We start from the raw sequence: 20461 nt of genomic DNA, 5'->3' as shown, positions 1-20461 counted from the left end.
AAATGCTGCAACTCCTCCTTTAAGGGGGTTACAGCATTTTCTTTATTGTGGTGGCTTTGCCTTTATTGTATTTTCGAGGTCTACTGAAATCTGATGTTGTAAATTTTATTCAAGTAAATGAAAACTTAATATTTAGCTGGATCTACCTTACCAGGAGGGGTCCCGTGAATGTACGGCGGAGCAGGCTGTAATAGTGGATTTTGTCCTAATGCTTTTGGATCTGCATCATAGTTAAATTCACCCTGTCCGTCCATACTTTTACCACTTGCCCAGCGACCTTTACTGCTCTCTTCGCCCTGCGAAAAGTTCATAAATGAGTACGAAACTTCTTGCTTTTCAAACTGCTGGTTAAATGTAGCAGGAACAATCGCTTTCTGGTTTTGCTCCAGTTCTTCAATTGCTGCCATCCATTGATTCTGGTGCATGGTGTCACGAGCAATTAACCAGGAAAGCATATCCCGAACGCCTTTGTCTGTTGTCATTTCGTATAGACGCACAACTTGAAGTCTTCCTTGTGATTCAGCATTTAAATTGGCTCTGAAATCGGCGAGAAGGTTTCCACTTGCAATTGTATAGCGGGCGTTAAACGGGTACCCTGCACTGTCTGTAGGTGTGGCTCCAAGGCCAGAAACGATAGCGTGCTGTGGATTCATGCCTCCTAAGACGGCTTCAATAACTGGATCTTTTGCAGCTTGTTCCTGATCTTGAACGGGTGCATTGTCAAGTAGTTGCGCTATCATCGTTGCCAGCATTTCAACATGAGCAATCTCTTCTGTACCTATATCTAATAACATATCGCGGTATTTTTGTTCCCCGCGGCAATTCCATCCTTGGAATAAATATTGCATCATTACTGTTATTTCTCCAAATTGTCCACCCAAGACTTCCTGAAGCTTTTTTGCGTAGACTGGATCTGGACGCTCTGGTTTTGCATTGTATTGAAGTTCTTTTACATGATAGAACAATATAGTCACACTCCCTTTTAGTTGAACCATTCTTAAGATAACCATCGAAATAACGTTTATTCCTATATGAGGACGAGTTAATAAAAAAAATTAGGACACGATACATATATGAATAAAACAAGTGAGACTTATTGTATGTAAAAAAAGCTAGCTCCTGTTGGAAATAGCTTTTTTTGAATTTATTCTATTTAAAAAGTTAAGGCAGTTTTTAAAAATTAATAACCACCGAATCCGCCGCCAAACCCGCCTGCTCCGACGATTATAAGCAAGATAAACAGAACCACGATTAACGCGAATCCACCACGGTTTCCTTCATAACTCATTTATAAATCCCCCTTTCGTAATAGGATTAATACCATAGTATGCTTAGCCGCCAATTACGAATGGGCAGATCCTTCGTTTTAGGAAAAATAGGCCAAAACAGGTGAGAAAATATTTACTTTTAAGGAGAATGGCTATGTCAATTTCAGATTTAGCGTTTAGGCTTGCTATTGCTTTTATTACGTTGTTAGTTTTAACCAGACTAATGGGAAGAAAAGAGATTTCCCAGATGACATTTTTTAACTTTATATCAGGAATCGCAATTGGTACCATCGGGGCCTCACTTGCAATTGATTCGACACTAAGTATTCGCAACGAAAAGAATAACAACAGAAACAGAAACAACCGCAAGTAACTCAATCATAAATTATTCAAAACCTGTATCACTCGTTTGAATTGTGATACAGGTTTTTATATGCCCTTTTTCGTTTACTATTTTTTCAGATTTGAGGTAAATCTCTTGCCTTACTTGCAGGCATTTCTTAAAGAATAAAATAATTAAATTGGGTAATGATAAAAAATGAATTAACAAGGAGGTAATATTACAATATGGGAATTTTAAGCGGAAATCCAAAAGACGAACCAATGCATTATGGTGAAGTATATGCCGTATGGAATGCCTATTCTATGGCTAAATCGCAAATTGCTGCGTACGAGGTACTGTATAATCATGCTGGAGATAAGGATCTGAAGAAATTTATTGAGGATATCCTTCAAAATATAGTTAAACCGGGCATTGATGAAACTGGAAAGCTTCTTAAAGCAAACGGTGTAGGACTACCACCAAGCCCACCGGAACGTTCTGCAGCAAATACGGACGACATTCCAGTTGGAGCTCGTATTATGGATCCAGAAATATCGGCAACTATTTCTCAAAGTATTGCACAGGGTCTTGTTGCGGATAGTGCAGTAATCGGTCAAAGCATCCGAGAAGATATTGCCATGATGTTTGCACAGTTCCATAATAAAAAGATTCAAATGGGCGGAAAATTACTTCAATTGAACAAGGAAAAAGGTTGGTTAGTTCACCCTCCTTTACATGTAAATAAAGCAAAAGAGGATTAAATAGTAATAAAAACAACTCAAAATGAGGATATTTCTCATCTTGGGTTGTTTTTTTTGTGAATGATGAACTTTTGTATCAAAGTCCCAATGAAAATACCGGGAATCACAAATAAAATAGGGAGCCATACCGGTCCAAGTAATTGGTTAAACAACATGAAATCTGTAGAATAAATGACACCAACAGTCATGAAATACGCAGAAAACACAAAAGGGAGATAGGAATACGGCTTTAGTCCACCACCTGCGTCTTTGTATGCATCCCAAATCGAAAAAAGATAGATACAAGGATAAAACATCAACCATCCGTAATTGGTTAACTGAATCGCTTGTTCTATATCACCGTGGAAACTTAACACAATAATCATATTAAGATGAGCCTGTACGTTAATCAAGAATTCTAAGAAGATGAATACTACCCCTTTGAGGTATTTACCATTTAGAAGTTGACCTAACCCTGGGAGAGCAATACTCCAAAGTAATTTTTCCGTTGACCTCACCTCAGTTCAGTTCCCCAAATAATTACGCTGGTTATGTTAATTCTTGGTCAATGGAGTTGATCTAAGAAACCAAGATCTATCGTTAAATTAAGTGTATCTTCCCCGTGTAAGGCAATCTCTGACATTAATCTCGTTAACTCAGCACCGATATCCTTCCTCATCACAGTAGAAACCCCAGTTTCATAACGTGTGTTTAACTTCTATTTTCATACCTTGTTTAAAATGTTCCCATAGTTTTATTAAGGATGTGGTTTGAAAAGGAATTCCAGAGATTGGATACCTCGGCGGCAGTTAGATTAGTTTCCATAGTTTCCAAGGTATTAGCCTTATACTTCCCTATACAGGAAAACGTATTCGATACAAACAATCAACTCTCGGAAATTGAATTATAACTAAAAAAAAGGACACCATAAGTTAATAGCGTCGCAATAAAAGGAGTAGATAATCGAATGAAATATATAACAGCATTAGTAATCAAATTCATTTTAACAACAGCAGTACTATGGGTTATTCTTGGTCTATTGTTAGAAGTATCTATTACAGCAATTCTCATTACAAGTCTAATCTTAACTGTTGTATCGTTTGTTATTGGGGATTTATATATTTTGCCTAAAATCGGAAATGTAGGAGCAGCGATGGTCGACTTTGTTCTAGCACTTGCTGGAGTATGGGGACTGGGCACCCTTTTGTTTGATGGCCTTATTCGGCTGGCAACAGCTTCCATAGCATCAGCTATCGGTATCGCGCTTGGGGAGATTCTTGTGCACTGGTATATGAAAAAAAAAGTTGTTTCACGTAATACCAAAATGCCTGGTTATTACGACAGAAACCTGCAGACCGAATTTGGATCCGAATTAAAACCTGATACGAAGAAAGATAAAAACAAGGACCCGCAAGAGTAGATAGTTTTTGTGGGTGTACCAAACCCTTTTAAAGCTTGGAAACTTTTCCGGGCTTTTTTAAACTTGCACAGTGAGTGACAGATCAGAGGCGATATACAAAACAACGCCGAGTTAATGTTAAGAAGACTTTTCTTTTCGGGCTTGTATTTTTTATCGTTTTCCTAATTTCCTCTGAAATTCCTTCAGAATGGATAGTTGTAAAGGTTTACAGCCACACTAAAAAACTATCTGTTCCAAGACACAATCAGAACAAATAGTTTCTAGCTGGCATTCTGAACCAAAACTTTAATTTACCTTCTTTGGTCCGTCCCAATACATCTCCCTTAAGCGGAACTTCTGCAGTTTGCCTGTCGCAGTTTTTGGTAAGGATTCCACAAACTCAACTGCCTTGGGAGCTTTAAAATGTGCCATTTCGGATCGGCAATAAGAAATGATTCCTTCTTCTGTAACTTTTGCATGTGGATGCAACACAATAATCGCCTTTGGTACTTCCCCCCATTTTTCATCAGGAACGGCAATGACAGCTACTTCCATTATGTCCGAATGTTTATACAATACCCCTTCCACCTCTGTAGAAGAAATGTTTTCCCCACCAGAAATGATCAAGTCCTTCGCTCGATCTTGTATTTCAATAAAGCCATCTGGATAGGTGACCGCCAAATCACCAGTATGGAACCAACCATCTTTGATTGCGGCTGCTGTTTTTTCAGGATCTTTGTAATATCCCTCCATCACCACGTTGCCCCGGGTAATGATTTCTCCCAATTCGTTCCCATTCCAGGCAACTTCTTCTCCATCCTGGTGAATGACCTTTGTTTCTCCGTTAAAAGCAAGTTCAATTCCTTGTCTTGCCTTAATTGTTGCTTGATCATCAGCCGACTTTGCATCAAATTCTTTTTTCCATTCACAGTAAAGAATGAAAGGTGAGGTTTCAGTCAGACCATAGACGTGAATCATATTTAATCCAAGAATTTCCTGTGCCTTGTTAATGAGCGCTGCAGCTGGAGGAGCTCCTGCTGTTGCCATACGTGGGCGAGTCTTGATATTCGTTTCCTTTGCTTTTGGATCATTGACAAGCATATTAATAACGGTCGGAGCACCACATAATAATGTGATATTCTTCCTTTCAAACAAGTCAAGAATATGAGAAGAATTGACCTTTCTCAAACAAACATGGGTACCACCAGCTGCCGTAATTGCCCAGACACCACCCCATCCATTCGCATGAAACATCGGTAAAGTATGAAGGTATACATCATCATGATTGACACCTAGGTGATACATGAAATTTGCCGCGTTAAGGTAATTACCGCGGTGAGTCAGCATCACGCCTTTTGGTTTCGATGTAGTTCCGCTCGTATAGTTCAACGTTAGTAGTTGATTTTCATCAATTTCAACCTCTGGCAGTATTGCGTTTTCTGGGGCATGTTGCAGGAAGGCCTCATATTCTACCCCTTTTAAAGAAGTTTCTTGACCAGCTACAGAAACAATAACAATTTGTTCCAAGGGAAGACTAGCCACGATTTCCTCAATCGGTTTACTGAATTCTTCATCAACAATTAACATTTTCGCATCACTGTGCTTGATGATGTACTTTAAGTCTTCCGCTGATAAACGATAATTTAAAGGTACCATTGTAGCACCAAGCTGACAGATTCCATAAAAGCTTTCCAACATATAATGGGTATTGGGCAGCATCACTGCAACATGATCACTTTTTTGGATACCAGCTTTATGTAAGGCAACAGAAAGCTTGTCTGTACGTTCACCAAACTCCTTGTAGGTAAATTGTTTATTTTCATCGATAACTGCCACTTTTTTTGGGTAATACTTTACTGCTCTGCGTTTCCAATCCAGTGGGGTTAATGGAGAAAACATACTCATACCACTCCTTATTATTTAATAGGTGCTTGAAATTATAACTATCTAAATATTTAGTCTTGTTATATAAAGTAATATACTTAAGCCTATTTTACAAGGGAAGTGATTGCAAAAATGATCTAATGTAAAAGAGCTTGGTAGTTTCCAAGCTCTTTTACAGCAATTTTATGTTAAATGTTTTGTTAGATAGTAATAATCAATTAACTAGAAAACTTCTTGTCCGCTTGATTTGACCCTAAGTGATTTAAACGAGTTGCCAGATCACTACCAAGTGCCTTGCCATGTAGCGGTTCTGTCTCGCTAGTTAGTAAAGTTTCTTTTAATTCATAAGCATTGGAACCATGCTCGGCAAAATCCAGACCAGCAATTTCATCCTCTTTAGAAACTCGGATAGAAGATGCTTTGTTGATGGCATATGTGAATGAACCAACTGTAAGCATTGTCCAAACGATAACTGCTACCACACCGACTAGCTGAGTCAAAAATAGATCGGGACCACCACCGTAGAATAATCCGCTTCCTCCGGCGACATCGAATAATCCAACTGCAAGCGTACCCCATATTCCACAGATTCCATGAACGCCAATTGCTCCAACAGGGTCATCGATTTTGGCTTTTGTTTCAAGGAAACGAATTCCTTCCACAAGAATAACACCAGATACCAGCCCTATAATTATAGAACCACCAAGTGATACATTTGCACAACCCGCGGTAATACCGACTAGTCCCCCCAACACACCATTAAGCGATAGAGACGGGTCAATTTTTTTGAAGCGTAATTTTGTATAAAAAGCCGCTGCAACAAGGGAAGCAGAAGTAGAAAGTAACGTTGCTGCAACAACTCCTGGTACAAGACTAGGGTCTGCTGCAAGCGTACTACCGCCATTAAATCCGAACCAACCTAACCACAGAATGAAAACACCAAGTGCTCCCACTGGGATATTATGTCCAGGAATTGCATTAATCTTTTTACCGCTGTATTTTCCGATACGTGGTCCAAGAATTAACACTACTGTCAATGCGCCAACAGCTCCTGTCAAGTGAACTACTGATGAACCAGCGAAATCAACAAAACCTAATTGGGCTAACCATCCACCATTCCATACCCAGTGTCCGACTACCGGGTAAATAACAGCAGTCATGGCAATCGTTACTAAGATGTAACTGCCTAATTTCATTCTTTCTGCCACAGCACCTGAGATAATAGTCGCACACGTCGCTGCAAATACGGCTTGGAAAACAAAGAAATCAATATCTTCACGACCATGGAGTAAAAACCCGTCTATACCAAAAAAGCCACCTGCAGATGTACCAAACATCAGACCAAATCCAATAACAAAATATAACAAGGTTGCTAAACTAATAGTTAAAAAATTTTTCATCAAGATATTTAATGAATTCTTGGCTCTTGTGAACCCTGATTCTACCATCGCAAATCCGGCATGCATGAAAAACACAAGAAACGCTGCAAGCATAACCCATACCAAATTAATCGATAATTCCAGTGATTCTGTTGTCGTCGCTGCTGCATAAGCCGGGGTTGCCATAGCTGAAAAAAAAATTAATAAAAAACCAGTCTTCTTAAACATTATTTATTTTCCTCCTTGAAAAAAATTATAAAACCGCTTCTTTACCACGCTCACCTGTCCGGATTCTAATTGTGTCCTCGACAGGGTGAATGAAAATTTTTCCATCGCCGACACTTCCTGTACTACATGCTTCAATAATTAAATCAACAATTTCATCTAATTCTTCGGCTTCCACTACCATTTCCACTTTTATCTTTGGTACAAGTTGAATCTCAAATGTTGTACCACGAAAAACACCCTTTTGACCTTTTTGTTTGCCGGTGCCCGCTGCTTCTGTTACTGTCAGTCCCCCGATGCCGATTAAGGACAATTTATTACGTAGTGTTTGAAACTTATCTGGACGAATAATGGCTTCAATTTTTTTCATTTTTCTCCCCTTTTCTTTTATGTTAGGTTTCCTAACATAAAATGGTATGTTTACTATCATAGGGTGTCGCGATTAATTTTGCAAGTGTTTTTGCAAAATTTTTCGACTATTTTAGTGGTAAGCGTTTTCAATTGTGGAAAGGGTCTACTCTTGTTAGTTGCATTAAAAAATCCTGCTTAACTTCGCCCATGAAGCGTGGAACAATAAGTGAAGTAACAACAGTAAATGAAGGATTGCGTGGGTAATACCAGGTTTAACCAAACAAATACCAGGCACCTGGTACGAGTGTCTGGCATCTTACGTTTACTATTGCAATTTATGCTCGTCTGCCCTCTTTATAATATGGCTACTCTTGAACTATCGGCAGATCTTTCGCAAAGCAGGAGATTGAAAAACTTTATCGAATGTATTGGTAATACATTTAAATGAAGGGATGATAATGATGGGACTTAAAACAGGGCAAACCTTTATTAACTTACCCGTTCGAGACTTGGATAAATCTGTTGCGTTTTTCACAAAAATCGGCTTTGAATTTAACCAAGCATATACGGATGAAAACGCTACATGCATGATCCTCAACGAGAACACATTTGTTATGTTACTAGTAGAAGAGTTTTTTCAAACCTTTACGAAAAAGGAAATTACAGATGCGGCGAAAAGCACGGAAGCTATTGTGGCTTTATCAGCCGACAGCAGAGAACAAGTTGATGAAATTGTAAATAATGCACGAACAGCTGGCGGAAAAGAATCCAATGATCCGGTTGATCACGGATTTATGTACGGATGGAGTTTTCAAGATTTAGACGGTCATCTGTGGGAAGTGATGTTTATGGACGATGATGCAGCATGAGTGAAGTCGATGAATCTACCAAAAATCTAGGAGTGACTATCAATGAATCTATTAGTAAAGCAATATGACTGGATTCGCCTTACCAGAGAAAAGTTATTTCAGTATTGTGAAACATTATCTACAGAAGACTACACGTATGAGCATGAAAATTTCGGCTGGGGCTCTATCCGGAATCTGCATGTCCACGTTACGGAATGTTATCAGTCCTGGCTGGCAAATTTCGGTCTGAAGAAAGGGATTACTCTGGTAACACCCGAACAGGTCGACAATGTGCAAGACATGCGTCAAGTTTTTCAAAAAATTGACGATCTTGTTTACGAATTTCTTGAGGAGTTTGAAAATCGGTGGGATCTTGTCATTACTGGACCTGTTTCTTGGCAAGACGAAGAGGAAGAATTGACAACTCTTTGGCTCTATACGCACGTGATTACACATGAATTTCATCACAAAGGGCAAATCGTATCCATGAGTCGGCATTTAGGTTACATACCAGATGATACGGATCTTATTGAGTCGGAAAATTTTACGGAATGAACATGAGACAATTTCTACGTACTTTATTTTATCGTATAAAAAAATATCCTGCACCTACCCGTCCAAATTTACAAAGACGAAAAGAAAAGAATCCTTCTCTGATCCAACTGGAAAAGGATTCTAATAAATATCCATCAGGTAGGGGGAAACCCCTCTCCTAACCACTATTATTTCCATTGCCTCTAATAAGTTTTACAGCATTAGCCATGGTTTCTTATAAATCAAAAATGATAGTTTAATAAACGTTATCTATAATTTTTGACCAGTATTGAAATAGTGGAGTCGTCTTGATAGCTCTGATTTGACCACGATGATTAATTTCGTCCTCTATAACATGAAACCACAAATAGTAATTATTGTATGGGATTTGATTAGGCCACTTCTTATGTTCGTAGAGCCAAGCGTCTTCCTTTTTCTTCAGTTTTTTTAAAGTTTTACTTCTGATTTCATTTAATTCATGAATGTAATATGAAATGGAATTGTTAGTTATATCCTGTCTAGCTTTTTCAGCTAACTTTATAGATGTACCCCCCTTTGAGAATTCTTCATCGTTGAAATCCCTACTCTCAAAAGAAATTAACTGACGCACTTAGTATCGCAAGCCGATTTTTACCAAATTGGAATGAACATAAATAGACTTTCCCGTTCGAAAAAACAATAGAGGCATGGCCATTCACCTCTTTTCGACTTTTTATGCACAGCTGCCCCAGCGGGTTTTCCCTTCGAATCATAGAATAAATAGAGTGCTGATTGCCGAGTACTCACTAGTTTTTTGCAAATCCTCGGCAAATACTAGAGAGAAGGGAATTTAATGGTTAAACTTTATTTAGACCCGGGGCATGGTGGTAACGATTCAGGTGCTACTGGGAATGGTTTAAAAGAAAAGAATATTGTACTGGATATTGCCTTACGCATCCGCGATATTCTGAACAACAAATATCAGAATGTTGAGGTGAATATGAGTCGTACAACAGACACGTCCGTAAGTTTAGAAGAACGCACTAATGAGGCGAATGCATGGGACGCGGACTATTATTTGTCGATTCATTGTAATGCCTTTAATGGATCAGCAAGTGGCTATGAAGACTTTATTTATAGTGGATTGTCTGAATCATCACTGACAGCACAATATCAGGATATCTTGCATAGTGAAATTACTGCTGTCAATGAATTGCCGGATCGTGGGCAAAAACAGGCTAACTTTCATGTATTGCGTGAATCAGTAATGCCAGCTTTATTAACGGAAAATGGTTTTATTGATAATGCGAACAATACTGCGAAATTAGTTGATCCTTCCTACCGTCAAAAAGTGGCCCAGGGGCATGTGAATGGTCTCGAGCGTGCCTTTAATCTTGAAAAAGCAACACCGGATTTTCTGTATAAAGTGATTGCAGGATCTTTCAAGGAAAAAGAAAATGCTAAGAAACGAGTAGATTACCTTGATTCTAGAGGAATCCCTGCCTTCTTTGGTGAAATTACTGTATCTGGTGATACGTGGTATCGTGTACAGGCTGGGGCTTTTGAAAACCGCGATAATGCGGAACAACAATTGACGTTAGTTATGGAAGCAGGAATAGGGGATGCTTTTATCCTTAAACAAACCTATAATGTTATTGCAGGATCTTTCCAAGAAAAAGAAAATGCGGATAACCGGGTTAACTATCTTGTTTCTAAGGGAATACCTGCATTTGTTGACTATACCACTCTTTCAGATGAGGTATGGTATCGTGTTCAAGCGGGAGCTTTTGTGGACAGAAGGAATGCGGAGGAACGTCTAGCAAAGGTTAGAGAAGCAGGAATTAAAAATGCCTTTATTGTAGAGGACTAAGTTGGATATCTACCATTTCAGATATCCAACTTTGACCAGGTTAAATTATTTCCGGATACTCACATTTTAACTGATGCAAGAGCCGTTCCTGTATAGTAACAAAAGGAATATAATTATATCAGGGTCATCGGAATATAAAGGTCTTTGAGCATAATTTTAACGTATATCTCCTTCCAAATAGGATCTTGAACGGGTTGTATTCTGCATGACCCTTTTTTTTGGATTAAAATCTTAGTTCTTCTTTCATTGGCCATATTGCCTTACATGAACAGACCAATTCTCTCTATATACTTAAATGAACATCAGCATAAAAACGGTTCACGGCCTGTGCTAATACATAAGCAGTTGTTATGCCTCATAATTTCTATTCCTCTTAATGAAGTTATCTGATATAACTCAATATCCGCATCCTCATTGATACTTCGTCTAAGATCATACGCTGAACCGTTTACCATGCCTGCAACCGACTTCTTTTTTAAACTTGAACTAATTGATTGTGCAATTCCCTCTAAAGTTATACCTTGTTCATATTTCTTTTGATTACCAAGTGTAATAGTATTAATTTGTGTCCATTTCCTTTTATTTCCTTTCCAGTTTCTTTTTGGGAATTAATTTATCATTCTTTCTGGCCAATTTGCTTATTTCAAAATACTGATTAATTCTATTTAAGTTGGGAAGTGAAAATCAATTGAAGAAGCTATCTGACAAATTATTGATTGAGTCTTATTTTAAGGCGAAAGAGTCAAATTTAGATCGTGAATTTTGCGGATTAATTGAAAACGAAATTAATCGTCGTGGGTTATTGATCAACCCTCCTAAAAACCTGAGAATTTTAAAAGGTTAAAAAAGGGTTGAAATACAATAAAAAGAAGGGATAAAAAGCGCCAATAAATCTAATTATTTGATATTCGTAATAGTGCTGAAAATGGTTTAAGGCATTCCTTTAAGAGCTCCTGGGAAAAGATAAAGGAGTGGGCATGAAATAGAACAAAATCCAAACCTTTGAAATAGATTATGTATAAACTTCTTATTTCAATCTCACTTTTTGCTTTTCAATCGTTTCTTTATCTATTACCCATTGAATCCACTCTACTTCCTTTTGAGATAAATCGCGCCCTAGTTTTGTTTTAAATTCATCCACTAACATTTCAAATCTGGTCATCCTGTCTCACCCCTGTAATAGATGGTTAATATTTCCTTTTTTATATACCCTATTTTAGCAAGTGATCACATAGAATTAAAGTTATATTTTTCCTGACTCGTTTTTCAGCTTTATCGATCAGCAAATTTCGCATGGAATAAAAGTGAAAAGTTCGCTGAAATTAGAGTGTTTTGGGTCGACTCAGATCTTAAATAATGGAGATAAAACAACAAAACGCTTCATTAAAAAAATGAGCGTTTTTTATTACTAGTACAGTTTAAAGGCGGATTTTACTATTCCTTACTAGACCAGATAATGATCTATTTTTTGATCGAGCTGTTCAATGAGGGATACTTCTTTCTGCCTGTCACTATCACGATAGTGGTGTGCATTTCCAGGTTGTTTGTCTTTTTCATCAGCTAAATGAACTACCTTTTGTAAAGAGTTAAGTTCAAAATCACCAGCTGGTAGAGCGGATCCTGTATGAAATAAAATGGAATGTGCTATTTCTTTTGCTGCTTGTTTATTTTCACCCAGACGAATGAGTAGTTTATGTGCCCGTTCAGCCCCTTTAATTGGATGGATATCGAAATCACGGTAAAGTTGATAATCCCACTCTCCGTCACGATACCATTCATAGTGACCAATATCGTGTAAAAATCCTGCCTTGGCTGCCCAATCAGGATTTACATCGAATTCTTCAGCTAGATAAAATGCTTGATAAGCTACTGCTATTGCATGAGCCATGCCAGAACGTCTGACATATTTTTGCGTTATGGGGTGTTCATAAATAGTTTTTAATGTAACCTCTCTCATTAGCAAGCCTCCTCGATATAATTTTTCCCCCTTTAGGAGCAAGCAGCTCCTAAAGAATTTTATCATCATTTTCTAGATGGTAGTAACAGTACGCTGCCTTCCTTTGTCATCGATAAGATTGCTGTTGCAAAAGCTAAGATGATAAACACACCACCAACAGTTGCATTTTGCGCAACAGTCGCCCGTTCTATTACAACGCCACCAATTAATGAACCAAAGGCAATACCAAAATGGAGAGCCGAATTGTTTAGGCTTTGCTGTATATCAGAAGCCCCTGGGGAGGATTCAATGAGATAGCTTTGGATAGCCGGTGTAATCGCCCAACTTAGCATACCCCATACAACCATGACTACTAAGAAAATTGGAAGAGCTGATGTCGTGTATGGAATAGTAAAAATAGATAATGCAAAAAGAGCAATTACAGCTAAAATAGTAGGTTTTGTGCCATATCGATCTGCTAACCACCCACCGGCTCCTCCACCGGCTACTGCAGCAACACCGAAAATTAAATACACAACACTTACCCACGTTCCGTTCAGTCCTAAGGTCATTTTTAAAAATGGAGTCAGGTAAGCATATAAGGTTAAATGACCAGTCAAAAATAAAAATGAAGTCAATTGAGCAAATAATACTTTACGATTTCGAAGTGTACGCAACTGTTGCCCTAATGGAATCGGCGGTTTTGGTTCGACTTTTTCCATAAAGAAATGGACACATGCCATAGAAAGTAAGGTTAATACAATGATTAGGATGAAAGGAGCCCGCCAACCAAATGAATTTCCTAGCATCAATCCAATTGGTACACCTAAAACAAGGGAGGCACTGATTCCCATAAAGACAACTCCGATTGCTCTGGCACGGAACTTTTCAGTTACAATGTTTGAAGCAATCGTTATACATAATACAACAAGTAAGGATCCACTCGCAGCTGATATAATGCGTGCGATTAATAACATACTATAGGATTGACTGATCACAGCCAGAACATTTCCCAAGAGGAATATGACTAAGGCAAGTAATGTTAAACGTTTTCTTTCTATCCTAGAGGTTAAGGTCAATAGAATAGGAGCTGCAATTGCAAACACAAGCGAATACACAGTAATGAGAAATCCAGCTTGCCCAAGACTTACCCCCAAATCTGTCGCAACTAAATCTAATATGCCACCAATAATTAATTCAACCATCCCGACAATAAATGAGACAATTGTCAATAAATAAACTCGCTTATCCATATTTCCACTCCCTTTAAATAAGTTACCACTATAATAGTAACCTTTTTAAAATCAGGAAGCAAGAGGAATTATTATCAGCTTTCATTTGGGTAATACTGTGCTATGATAGTAACAAATTAATCAATCAAGGAGTTAACCTACATGCTTCAAAAATTCGGATTTAGCCAATATGAAAGTCAAGTTTATCAATCACTTATCACGGTGGATCAAGCTTTAGATGCAACTAGTATTGTGAAAGGGTCTGGGGTGCCTCGTTCAAAAGTTTATGAGGTCATTCACCGTATGATCGAAAAAGGTATGATTCTTGAAACAACTGTCGAAAAAAAAAGGCTCTATACTGCTCTTCCACTAGAATCTGCGATTAAAAAACTAACGGCTGATTTCAATACCAAAGTTAAACAACTGAGAAATACTAAAATTATTGACTCCAAAAAGGATGATCGTGTGTGGACACTAAAGGATGACGATTCCATCCAATCGGTATTAGAAAGTTTACTGCAACAAGCTGAGAATTCCATTTTCATATCAGGATGGGCTGATGATTTAACCTCATTCCTTCCTATATTAGAAGCAAAATATGAGGTAGACGTTACTGTTACTATTCATGTGATCGGTGAAATCTCAACACCAATTCCTACCGTCTCTACCTTAATTCCTGATACTTATCATGACACACTAGAACGCAGTCGTATCCTGATTGTAGATGAGCAGGAGGTCCTTTTTGCTGGAATTGAAGAAACGGCATGGCAAGCTATCCGAACTCAATCACGACCACTAGTCAAGTTCTTTACAGAGTTTTTCTATCACGACGTAGCGCTTACAGAAATTACCCAAAAGTATAAAGATACGATTATAAAAGATAAGGAGATTCGAGATGTCTTGTTAAAGTTGAGGTATTAAAAATGAATGTAGAAAGTCCGGGTTGAGATACTTTTTTAATAGCATTCTGTCCTTAGTATACTGAAACGAAGAGGTGATTCAATAAAATGGATGTTTATACAGAAGTGACTCACGACCAAAAGAAAATTGCTGTAGTAACTGGGGCAAATTCCGGAATGGGGCTTGCTACAACTGTGGGATTGATAAATAAGGGCTTCCACGTTATTATGGCATGTCGAAACGGCGAACGAGGAGAAAAGGCTTTACAACAAGCTAAAGATCACAGCAAAGCCAACCATGTTGAATTAATGATATGTGATTTAGGATCTTTGGAAAGCATTCGCACGTTTGCGGATCAATTCAAACAACGTTACCAAACGCTCGATGTGCTGGTGAATAATGCGGGGGTTGTATCGATAAAACGGGAAACTACCACCCACGGTTTCGAGAGTATGATAGGTGTCAATCATCTGGGGCACTTTCTATTAACCAATCTCCTACTGGAGCCACTAAAAAATGCTATACAAGGAAAAATTGTAGCCGTTTCCTCTGGCGCCCACAAGGTTGGTAAAATTCACTTTAATGATCCTCATTTATCTGAAAAGTTTAACGTAGTGAAGGGTTATGCCCAATCAAAGTTAGCCAATATTTTATTTATCCGTGAGCTGGCAAAACGCCTTTCTACTACATCAGTGACAGCAAACAGTGTCCACCCTGGTGCTGTCGGGACTAATCTTGGCGTAAATCGCAATACTGGATTCGGAAAATCAGTTCATGCCCTGTTGCGACCATTTTTTCTAACACCTGCAGAGGGTGCTGACACAGCCATCTATTTAGCAACTAGCCCAGATGTTGCTGCTATTAGCGGTGAGTACTTTTATAAAAGAAAAGTGGGTAAGCTAACTTCAAAGGCAAAGGACAAGGACCTAGCTGAAAAACTGTGGGACTGGAGTGAACAAGAGGTTGATTATCTGTGACGATAACGGGTTGAGCAGACCGTTTATTGGCCTATTTGATGATTTCTACTTATAGCAATTCTTTCCTTACAAAAAGGTAACTACCAAAAAATAGCCTGATAAACTATTTCTTGGTAGTTACTATATATAGGATACCTCCACTATTCCAACACAATCTCTTCATTCACATCCTGTAAAAATCGCTTTGTTCTCTCCTCTTTTGGATTATTAAATATTTCTTTTGAACTTCCTTCTTCTATAATTATGCCTTCATCCATAAATATAACTCTATCAGCAACATCCCTTGCAAAAGCCATTTCGTGTGTCACAACGATCATTGTCATACCTTCTTTTGCTAATTCTTTCATAACCTGAAGTACTTCACGAACAAGCTCAGGATCTAATGCGGATGTAGGTTCATCGTAGAGCATCACCATTGGTTCCATAGAAAGCGATCGAGCGATTGCAACTCTTTGTTGCTGACCACCTGATAATTGTGCGGGGTAATGATCCATCTTATCAGCTAAACCTACCTTTGATAGTAATTCGACGGCATTCCTCTTAGACTTTTCACGCTCCATCTTTTTAATGACTATGGGTCCTTCCATTACGTTTTCAAGAGCGGTTTTGTGCGGGAATAAGTTAAATTGCTGAAATACAAATCCCGTATTTTGCCGTAATTTTCTTATTGTACTTTTTCTTTTTTTATTTAAAGGTAGTCCAGCTGCCACTTCTTGTTCTCCAAGCTTTACTATTCCACCATCTGGTTCTTCCAAAAATGTTATACAACGTAGTAACGTTGATTTTCCTGAACCACTCGGTCCCATAATAACTACAACTTCACTTTTATTAACTGTCATATTTATATCTTTAAGAACTTCATTTTTATTGAAACTTTTTTTAATATTTTTCAGTTTTATAACTTCCACGATTTCAATCCCTTCCACCAAAGTACTTGGGAGTTTATGAATGAAACTAGATTAAATGTCTTGAAGTCCTTTTTTCTAAGCGATCTAATAACAAGGTGAAAAAGGTTATAACAACCCAATAAAGTGCAGCTGCTACCAAATAAATTGTTAGGGGTTCAAACGTTTTAGCAATTATTAATGTAGACATTTGCAATAACTCTGTAACTGTAATAACAGAAACTAATGATGTATCCTTAATTAGAATGATATAGGTGTTTGATAGAGTTGGAATAGCTATTCTAATACTCTGCGGAATTATAATTCTTCTCATTGCTTCCCCATATGTCATCCCCATTGAAACTGCAGCTTCCATTTGACCTTTGTCTACAGCTAAAATAGATGCACGAAATGATTCTGATAAATAGGATCCAGCATTCAAACTTAAAGCCAAAATGCCTGAGGGTATCGGATCTAACTCTATATTAATCTGTGGTAACCCATAATAGATAACAAAAATTTGTACCAGCAACGGAGTTCCACGAAACATAGATACATAAATAGTTCCAATTACTTTTAGAATTTTCACTTTTGATATTCTGGCCAAAGCTGTAAAAAAACCAAGTATCAACGCAATTACTATTGATATCACAGCTAGCAAAATTGTAATTACTGTAGCATTCAATAAGGGTGGCAATGCTTCAATGATTATCGAAAAGTCCATATTGTTTTCCCCCCTTGCTCAGGAACTTCTACTCCGTTTTCTCAAAATAACTGATTTCGATTCCCTTTTCATGTAATTCATTGATAAATACATGAAATCGTTTCCCTATCATAATATCCTCGATTGGTACTACACCAGTTTCCGTTACTTTTCCATCAATGATCCAATTAGCCATTAGCATTGCCGGAATAGCTGTCGTTTTGGCCATGGAAGTAATACCACGTTGATGATCATACAAATCTACCATTTCCCAAGTATGCGTAATTTGCCGACCATTCCTTTTGCCTTTAACTATAACTCGAACTACCGTTATATCTTCATTTGATTTACCACGTAATTTAGGTTCCAGTATTTTTGCGGTGAAAGCTTTTGGACTTATCCAAGTCCCTTCTATATCTACTAACTCTTCATCTAAAAAACCAAGCTCAGAAAGAACAGACATTTTATTCCAATGACCCGAGTACCGGACCGTTTTCTCATATAAATTTTTCACTTTATCTTTCAAGGAATAGGCCGTACTATGGGCATCTGTTATAACAGCTTCACATTCACCAACTGGATCGGGAAATGTCATTTTTTCCATCCCAGATAGTGGTGGTAGATGAAGAAGCATGCCATTTTGAACTGCTAGAGCTGGTCTTTTGTAGAGCCCCATTACACTTTCTAATCGAAATACAATTTGATACCATAAAGGCGGTAAAGGATACCTTGGTATACCACCACAAATCATCACAGCCTCTTCAGCCTCATCTAACATCTCAATTCCTTGTGCAGCTAAAAAGTTGGTAATACCCGGTGCAACCCCACAACCAGGGACGATAATAATACCTGCTTCTTTAGCCTTAACCTCCAGTCTTTTCTTTTCTTCGTATTTGGAACCAACCAAATCAACAAGATTACATTTAGCAGCTATTGCAGCATTGTTTGCTGGCAAACTTAAGGAATGTGGCAAACAGGCTATCGCAACGTCTGCATCCTTAAGTACTTCATAAATATCCTTTTCATTTTGCAAACTGGCGACTTTACCAATCACTTTAGAATTTGCAGCAATATCAGTACAACGATCTACACTTTCTTTTAACCCATCAACTGCAGTAACTTTACTTATATTAGCGTTCTTTGCAATTTCACGTACAACAGTTGTTCCAATCATTCCTGTCCCTAAAACAACTACGTGCATAATTTGTTCCCCCTAATGTCAGGTAATATAATGTAATTACTATTTAATTAACGGTTCAGAATCAAACCATTTCTTATAGATTTCCTTATACGTTCCATCCTCTTTCATGTTGGTCAATTCTTCATTTAATTTCTTAACGAGGTCATCACTATCTTTTTTAACTGCCATTCCAATTTCGTCCTTATTTACGATATCACTTACTATTTTTATCGGGAGTCCCTCTTCTTGGATATTGTGGCTCATTAATAGTTGATCATTTATAATTACATCCAGTCTGCCGTTTATTAAATCTTGAACATAATCATTCACCGCTTTATAAAGTCTCACATCAGCACCCTCAACACTATTAGCTACTTCCTCAAAAGTTGTTCCACCACCTACACCGACTTTTTTACCCTTTATATCTTCCAAAACTGAGACATTATCTGTATCCTCATGCGTAATTAACACTGAACCTGTTACAACATACGGATCCGTAAAGTCAACACTTTCTTTTCGCTCTTCTGTTACAGTCATTTGTGCTATAATTACGTCGAATTTATCTGCTTTAAGTCCTCCAATAAGGCTATCCCACTTTGTAGCAACAAATTCTGTTTCTACCCCCAACCTTTTTGCCAGCTCATTAGCGATATCAACATCGAAGCCAGTATATTCATTATCATCGTCTAAAAAGTTAAACGGCCGATATGTTCCTTCAAAACCTACTCGCAACACTCCGGATTCCTCCACTTTCTCCAACGAACTTTTTTCTTGGTCTCCACTTGGTTTATCACCACATGCTGTAAAAACTACTAACAAAAGTAAACCAAAAATAAATAAATAAAAATGTTTCATTTTTTTTCCTCCCAATTATTAATGTTAGCGCTTACAAATAATGATGAAACCTCTTTCAATGTTGAACTATATTGTAGTACAATTCTATGTGTCCTCATCTCTGAATATTAATAAATGTGGATATTTTTTATTAAATTAGTGTGCTTTTGCATAAGTTAGTTAAATCAAGTACTCTTTTAAAAGGAGCATGTTAATGAAAGAGAAGCATTCTTTAAGAGATCATGTTTATAAAATAGTAAAAGAAGCAATATTGTCTAGAAGACTACCTCCTGGTAAACAATTAGTTGAAAATACAATTTCCAAAAAACTACATGTAAGTCGTACACCTATAAGAAACGCTATTAATCAACTTGCTTCCGAAGGTTTAGTAGAAATAACTCCCAATAAAGGTGCATTTGTAATTAATCCTACAATTGATGAGATTCTTCAAGCTTATAGTTTAAGAAAAGAATTAGAAATATTGGCAGTTGATATGTCGATAAATCATCTAGGTGAAAGTGATATTTTAGCAATGGAAAACATTGTGAAGGGAGAAACTGAATTTCTTTATAAGAAAGATTTAATAAATTATCTAAAATCAAACCAAAGTTTTCATACAGCTATAACAAGCCAATGCGGAAACAAGTTTTTAATCGGATTTATTGAAAAACTTATTAATCAAACATCTATTTACCTCATTCTTTTTGACGTCTTCTTTGAAGAGTCTTCTTCCCAGCCCTATGGGTACAAAGAGCATCTAGAAATCATTCAATTAATAAAACAAAAAGATCGGAAAGAATTAAGAAATTGTTTAACTAAACATTTTGATAATGCCATTAAAAGCTTAAATGTTAAATCGGGTTATAGCGATTTGGAGAGAATCTTTGATTAAAGATTAAAATTATACCTATTACTTAACTCAACTTTCGTACATAGATAATCATGATGCATTCAATAAACTGTAGTACTTGTAGCACTTGAAATATGGTACTTGACACGAATTACAAATATGTCTT

25 protein-coding genes are annotated in these 20461 nt (G+C 37.4%); 10 read left to right on the top strand and 15 right to left on the bottom strand.

Translation table 11 applies throughout. The annotated features are described in order from the left end of the window. Positions 1–125: 125 nt before the first annotated feature. Both AC3G7N_RS16520 and AC3G7N_RS16515 read right to left on the bottom strand, forming a co-directional pair. Entirely contained in the window at positions 126–965 is an 840-nt protein-coding gene (locus tag AC3G7N_RS16520; protein WP_489423269.1) for a manganese catalase, read from the bottom strand. 215 nt (positions 966–1180) lie between these two features. Next, complete coding sequence (locus tag AC3G7N_RS16515) at positions 1181–1288, bottom strand: YjcZ family sporulation protein (RefSeq protein WP_489423268.1); 108 nt, start codon at positions 1286–1288, stop codon at positions 1181–1183. Positions 1289–1422: 134 nt separating this feature from the next. Here AC3G7N_RS16515 and AC3G7N_RS16510 point away from each other — a divergent pair, with 134 nt between their 5' ends. Together AC3G7N_RS16510 and AC3G7N_RS16505 are read left to right on the top strand one after the other, a co-directional pair. Further along, the gene (locus AC3G7N_RS16510; RefSeq protein ID WP_489423267.1) at positions 1423–1641 is read left to right on the top strand and encodes a DUF421 domain-containing protein; all 219 of its coding nucleotides are present in this window, start codon (positions 1423–1425) and stop codon (positions 1639–1641) included. Positions 1642–1835: 194 nt separating this feature from the next. After that, positions 1836–2351, top strand: a complete 516-nt coding sequence (locus AC3G7N_RS16505; RefSeq protein WP_489423266.1) for a DUF3231 family protein — start codon at positions 1836–1838, stop codon at positions 2349–2351. A gap of 35 nt (positions 2352–2386) precedes the next feature. Here the strand turns inward: AC3G7N_RS16505 and AC3G7N_RS16500 are convergent, their stop codons facing one another. Further along, a complete protein-coding gene (locus AC3G7N_RS16500) occupies positions 2387–2848 on the bottom strand; it encodes a hypothetical protein (protein WP_489423265.1) in 462 nt (153 codons plus the stop codon). A 449-nt stretch (positions 2849–3297) separates the two neighbouring features. Here AC3G7N_RS16500 and AC3G7N_RS16495 point away from each other — a divergent pair, with 449 nt between their 5' ends. Continuing rightward, entirely contained in the window at positions 3298–3750 is a 453-nt protein-coding gene (locus AC3G7N_RS16495; protein ID WP_489423264.1) for a YndM family protein, read from the top strand. A gap of 285 nt (positions 3751–4035) precedes the next feature. Here the strand turns inward: AC3G7N_RS16495 and AC3G7N_RS16490 are convergent, their stop codons facing one another. The 3 genes from AC3G7N_RS16490 to AC3G7N_RS16480 all read right to left on the bottom strand — a co-directional run bounded on the left by AC3G7N_RS16490 (position 4036) and on the right by AC3G7N_RS16480 (position 7587). After that, positions 4036–5628 (bottom strand): long-chain-fatty-acid--CoA ligase, encoded by a 1593-nt coding sequence (locus AC3G7N_RS16490; protein WP_489423263.1) that lies wholly within the window; start codon positions 5626–5628, stop codon positions 4036–4038. A gap of 203 nt (positions 5629–5831) precedes the next feature. Continuing rightward, entirely contained in the window at positions 5832–7220 is a 1389-nt protein-coding gene (locus AC3G7N_RS16485; RefSeq protein WP_489423262.1) for an ammonium transporter, read from the bottom strand. Between the two features lie 25 nt (positions 7221–7245). Further along, positions 7246–7587 (bottom strand): P-II family nitrogen regulator, encoded by a 342-nt coding sequence (locus tag AC3G7N_RS16480; protein ID WP_489423261.1) that lies wholly within the window; start codon positions 7585–7587, stop codon positions 7246–7248. A 442-nt stretch (positions 7588–8029) separates the two neighbouring features. Here AC3G7N_RS16480 and AC3G7N_RS16475 point away from each other — a divergent pair, with 442 nt between their 5' ends. Both AC3G7N_RS16475 and AC3G7N_RS16470 read left to right on the top strand, forming a co-directional pair. Further along, positions 8030–8437 carry a VOC family protein gene (locus AC3G7N_RS16475; protein WP_489423292.1) on the top strand — a complete coding sequence of 136 codons (408 nt, stop codon included), beginning with the start codon at positions 8030–8032 and terminating at the stop codon, positions 8435–8437. Between the two features lie 42 nt (positions 8438–8479). Then, on the top strand, positions 8480–8971 hold the full coding sequence (locus AC3G7N_RS16470) for a DinB family protein (protein ID WP_489423260.1): 492 nt from the start codon (positions 8480–8482) through the stop codon (positions 8969–8971). A 235-nt stretch (positions 8972–9206) separates the two neighbouring features. Here AC3G7N_RS16470 and AC3G7N_RS16465 read toward each other — a convergent pair whose 3' ends face one another. After that, entirely contained in the window at positions 9207–9560 is a 354-nt protein-coding gene (locus tag AC3G7N_RS16465; protein WP_489423259.1) for a hypothetical protein, read from the bottom strand. A 222-nt stretch (positions 9561–9782) separates the two neighbouring features. Between AC3G7N_RS16465 and AC3G7N_RS16460 the strand changes: the two genes are divergently transcribed. Then, positions 9783–10799: an N-acetylmuramoyl-L-alanine amidase gene (locus tag AC3G7N_RS16460; protein WP_489423258.1), complete on the top strand. Its 1017-nt coding sequence runs from the start codon at positions 9783–9785 to the stop codon at positions 10797–10799. 302 nt (positions 10800–11101) lie between these two features. Here the strand turns inward: AC3G7N_RS16460 and AC3G7N_RS16455 are convergent, their stop codons facing one another. Then, entirely contained in the window at positions 11102–11290 is a 189-nt protein-coding gene (locus AC3G7N_RS16455) for a hypothetical protein (protein ID WP_489423291.1), read from the bottom strand. Between the two features lie 197 nt (positions 11291–11487). Here AC3G7N_RS16455 and AC3G7N_RS16450 point away from each other — a divergent pair, with 197 nt between their 5' ends. Beyond that, a complete protein-coding gene (locus tag AC3G7N_RS16450; RefSeq protein WP_489423257.1) occupies positions 11488–11643 on the top strand; it encodes a sporulation histidine kinase inhibitor Sda in 156 nt (51 codons plus the stop codon). A gap of 183 nt (positions 11644–11826) precedes the next feature. Here the strand turns inward: AC3G7N_RS16450 and AC3G7N_RS16445 are convergent, their stop codons facing one another. The 3 genes from AC3G7N_RS16445 to AC3G7N_RS16435 form a co-directional block, all read right to left on the bottom strand. Continuing rightward, positions 11827–11961, bottom strand: a complete 135-nt coding sequence (locus AC3G7N_RS16445) for a hypothetical protein (protein ID WP_489423256.1) — start codon at positions 11959–11961, stop codon at positions 11827–11829. 282 nt (positions 11962–12243) lie between these two features. After that, positions 12244–12756: an HD domain-containing protein gene (locus AC3G7N_RS16440; protein WP_489423255.1), complete on the bottom strand. Its 513-nt coding sequence runs from the start codon at positions 12754–12756 to the stop codon at positions 12244–12246. A 65-nt stretch (positions 12757–12821) separates the two neighbouring features. Next, positions 12822–13988 (bottom strand): MFS transporter, encoded by a 1167-nt coding sequence (locus tag AC3G7N_RS16435; protein ID WP_489423254.1) that lies wholly within the window; start codon positions 13986–13988, stop codon positions 12822–12824. Between the two features lie 141 nt (positions 13989–14129). Here AC3G7N_RS16435 and AC3G7N_RS16430 point away from each other — a divergent pair, with 141 nt between their 5' ends. Both AC3G7N_RS16430 and AC3G7N_RS16425 read left to right on the top strand, forming a co-directional pair. Beyond that, positions 14130–14888, top strand: a complete 759-nt coding sequence (locus tag AC3G7N_RS16430; RefSeq protein WP_489423253.1) for a TrmB family transcriptional regulator — start codon at positions 14130–14132, stop codon at positions 14886–14888. Between the two features lie 86 nt (positions 14889–14974). Then, a complete protein-coding gene (locus tag AC3G7N_RS16425) occupies positions 14975–15844 on the top strand; it encodes an SDR family oxidoreductase (protein WP_489423252.1) in 870 nt (289 codons plus the stop codon). Positions 15845–15984: 140 nt separating this feature from the next. Here AC3G7N_RS16425 and AC3G7N_RS16420 read toward each other — a convergent pair whose 3' ends face one another. From AC3G7N_RS16420 to AC3G7N_RS16405, 4 genes are read right to left on the bottom strand one after another with little or no spacing between them, the layout of a single operon-like run. Then, positions 15985–16752, bottom strand: a complete 768-nt coding sequence (locus tag AC3G7N_RS16420; protein ID WP_489423251.1) for an amino acid ABC transporter ATP-binding protein — start codon at positions 16750–16752, stop codon at positions 15985–15987. Between the two features lie 46 nt (positions 16753–16798). Next, entirely contained in the window at positions 16799–17452 is a 654-nt protein-coding gene (locus AC3G7N_RS16415; RefSeq protein WP_489423250.1) for an amino acid ABC transporter permease, read from the bottom strand. Between the two features lie 28 nt (positions 17453–17480). Then, entirely contained in the window at positions 17481–18632 is a 1152-nt protein-coding gene (locus AC3G7N_RS16410; RefSeq protein ID WP_489423249.1) for a saccharopine dehydrogenase family protein, read from the bottom strand. Between the two features lie 39 nt (positions 18633–18671). After that, entirely contained in the window at positions 18672–19466 is a 795-nt protein-coding gene (locus AC3G7N_RS16405; protein WP_489423248.1) for a transporter substrate-binding domain-containing protein, read from the bottom strand. 193 nt (positions 19467–19659) lie between these two features. Between AC3G7N_RS16405 and AC3G7N_RS16400 the strand changes: the two genes are divergently transcribed. Then, a complete protein-coding gene (locus AC3G7N_RS16400; RefSeq protein ID WP_489423247.1) occupies positions 19660–20337 on the top strand; it encodes a GntR family transcriptional regulator in 678 nt (225 codons plus the stop codon). Positions 20338–20461: the final 124 nt, after the last annotated feature.

This window comes from Virgibacillus carmonensis (assembly GCF_057836705.1).
The sequence above is the reverse complement of the archived record's forward strand: the minus strand, read 5'-3'. Positions and strand labels throughout refer to the sequence as shown.

Excerpts from the sequence above, each read along its gene's own strand:
- AC3G7N_RS16485 (WP_489423262.1), bottom strand. The coding sequence starts at position 7,220 with ATGTTTAAGAAGACTGGTTTTTTATTAATTTTTTTTTCAGCTATGGCA.
- AC3G7N_RS16400 (WP_489423247.1), top strand. The coding sequence starts at position 19,660 with ATGAAAGAGAAGCATTCTTTAAGAGATCATGTTTATAAAATAGTAAAA.
- AC3G7N_RS16460 (WP_489423258.1), top strand. The coding sequence starts at position 9,783 with ATGGTTAAACTTTATTTAGACCCGGGGCATGGTGGTAACGATTCAGGT.
- AC3G7N_RS16435 (WP_489423254.1), bottom strand. The coding sequence starts at position 13,988 with ATGGATAAGCGAGTTTATTTATTGACAATTGTCTCATTTATTGTCGGG.
- AC3G7N_RS16475 (WP_489423292.1), top strand. The coding sequence starts at position 8,030 with ATGGGACTTAAAACAGGGCAAACCTTTATTAACTTACCCGTTCGAGAC.
- AC3G7N_RS16490 (WP_489423263.1), bottom strand. The coding sequence starts at position 5,628 with ATGTTTTCTCCATTAACCCCACTGGATTGGAAACGCAGAGCAGTAAAG.
- AC3G7N_RS16430 (WP_489423253.1), top strand. The coding sequence starts at position 14,130 with ATGCTTCAAAAATTCGGATTTAGCCAATATGAAAGTCAAGTTTATCAA.
- AC3G7N_RS16470 (WP_489423260.1), top strand. The coding sequence starts at position 8,480 with ATGAATCTATTAGTAAAGCAATATGACTGGATTCGCCTTACCAGAGAA.
- AC3G7N_RS16415 (WP_489423250.1), bottom strand. The coding sequence starts at position 17,452 with ATGGACTTTTCGATAATCATTGAAGCATTGCCACCCTTATTGAATGCT.
- AC3G7N_RS16510 (WP_489423267.1), top strand. The coding sequence starts at position 1,423 with ATGTCAATTTCAGATTTAGCGTTTAGGCTTGCTATTGCTTTTATTACG.
- AC3G7N_RS16425 (WP_489423252.1), top strand. The coding sequence starts at position 14,975 with ATGGATGTTTATACAGAAGTGACTCACGACCAAAAGAAAATTGCTGTA.
- AC3G7N_RS16445 (WP_489423256.1), bottom strand. The coding sequence starts at position 11,961 with ATGACCAGATTTGAAATGTTAGTGGATGAATTTAAAACAAAACTAGGG.
- AC3G7N_RS16440 (WP_489423255.1), bottom strand. The coding sequence starts at position 12,756 with ATGAGAGAGGTTACATTAAAAACTATTTATGAACACCCCATAACGCAA.
- AC3G7N_RS16515 (WP_489423268.1), bottom strand. The coding sequence starts at position 1,288 with ATGAGTTATGAAGGAAACCGTGGTGGATTCGCGTTAATCGTGGTTCTG.
- AC3G7N_RS16480 (WP_489423261.1), bottom strand. The coding sequence starts at position 7,587 with ATGAAAAAAATTGAAGCCATTATTCGTCCAGATAAGTTTCAAACACTA.
- AC3G7N_RS16405 (WP_489423248.1), bottom strand. The coding sequence starts at position 19,466 with ATGAAACATTTTTATTTATTTATTTTTGGTTTACTTTTGTTAGTAGTT.
- AC3G7N_RS16495 (WP_489423264.1), top strand. The coding sequence starts at position 3,298 with ATGAAATATATAACAGCATTAGTAATCAAATTCATTTTAACAACAGCA.
- AC3G7N_RS16410 (WP_489423249.1), bottom strand. The coding sequence starts at position 18,632 with ATGCACGTAGTTGTTTTAGGGACAGGAATGATTGGAACAACTGTTGTA.
- AC3G7N_RS16505 (WP_489423266.1), top strand. The coding sequence starts at position 1,836 with ATGGGAATTTTAAGCGGAAATCCAAAAGACGAACCAATGCATTATGGT.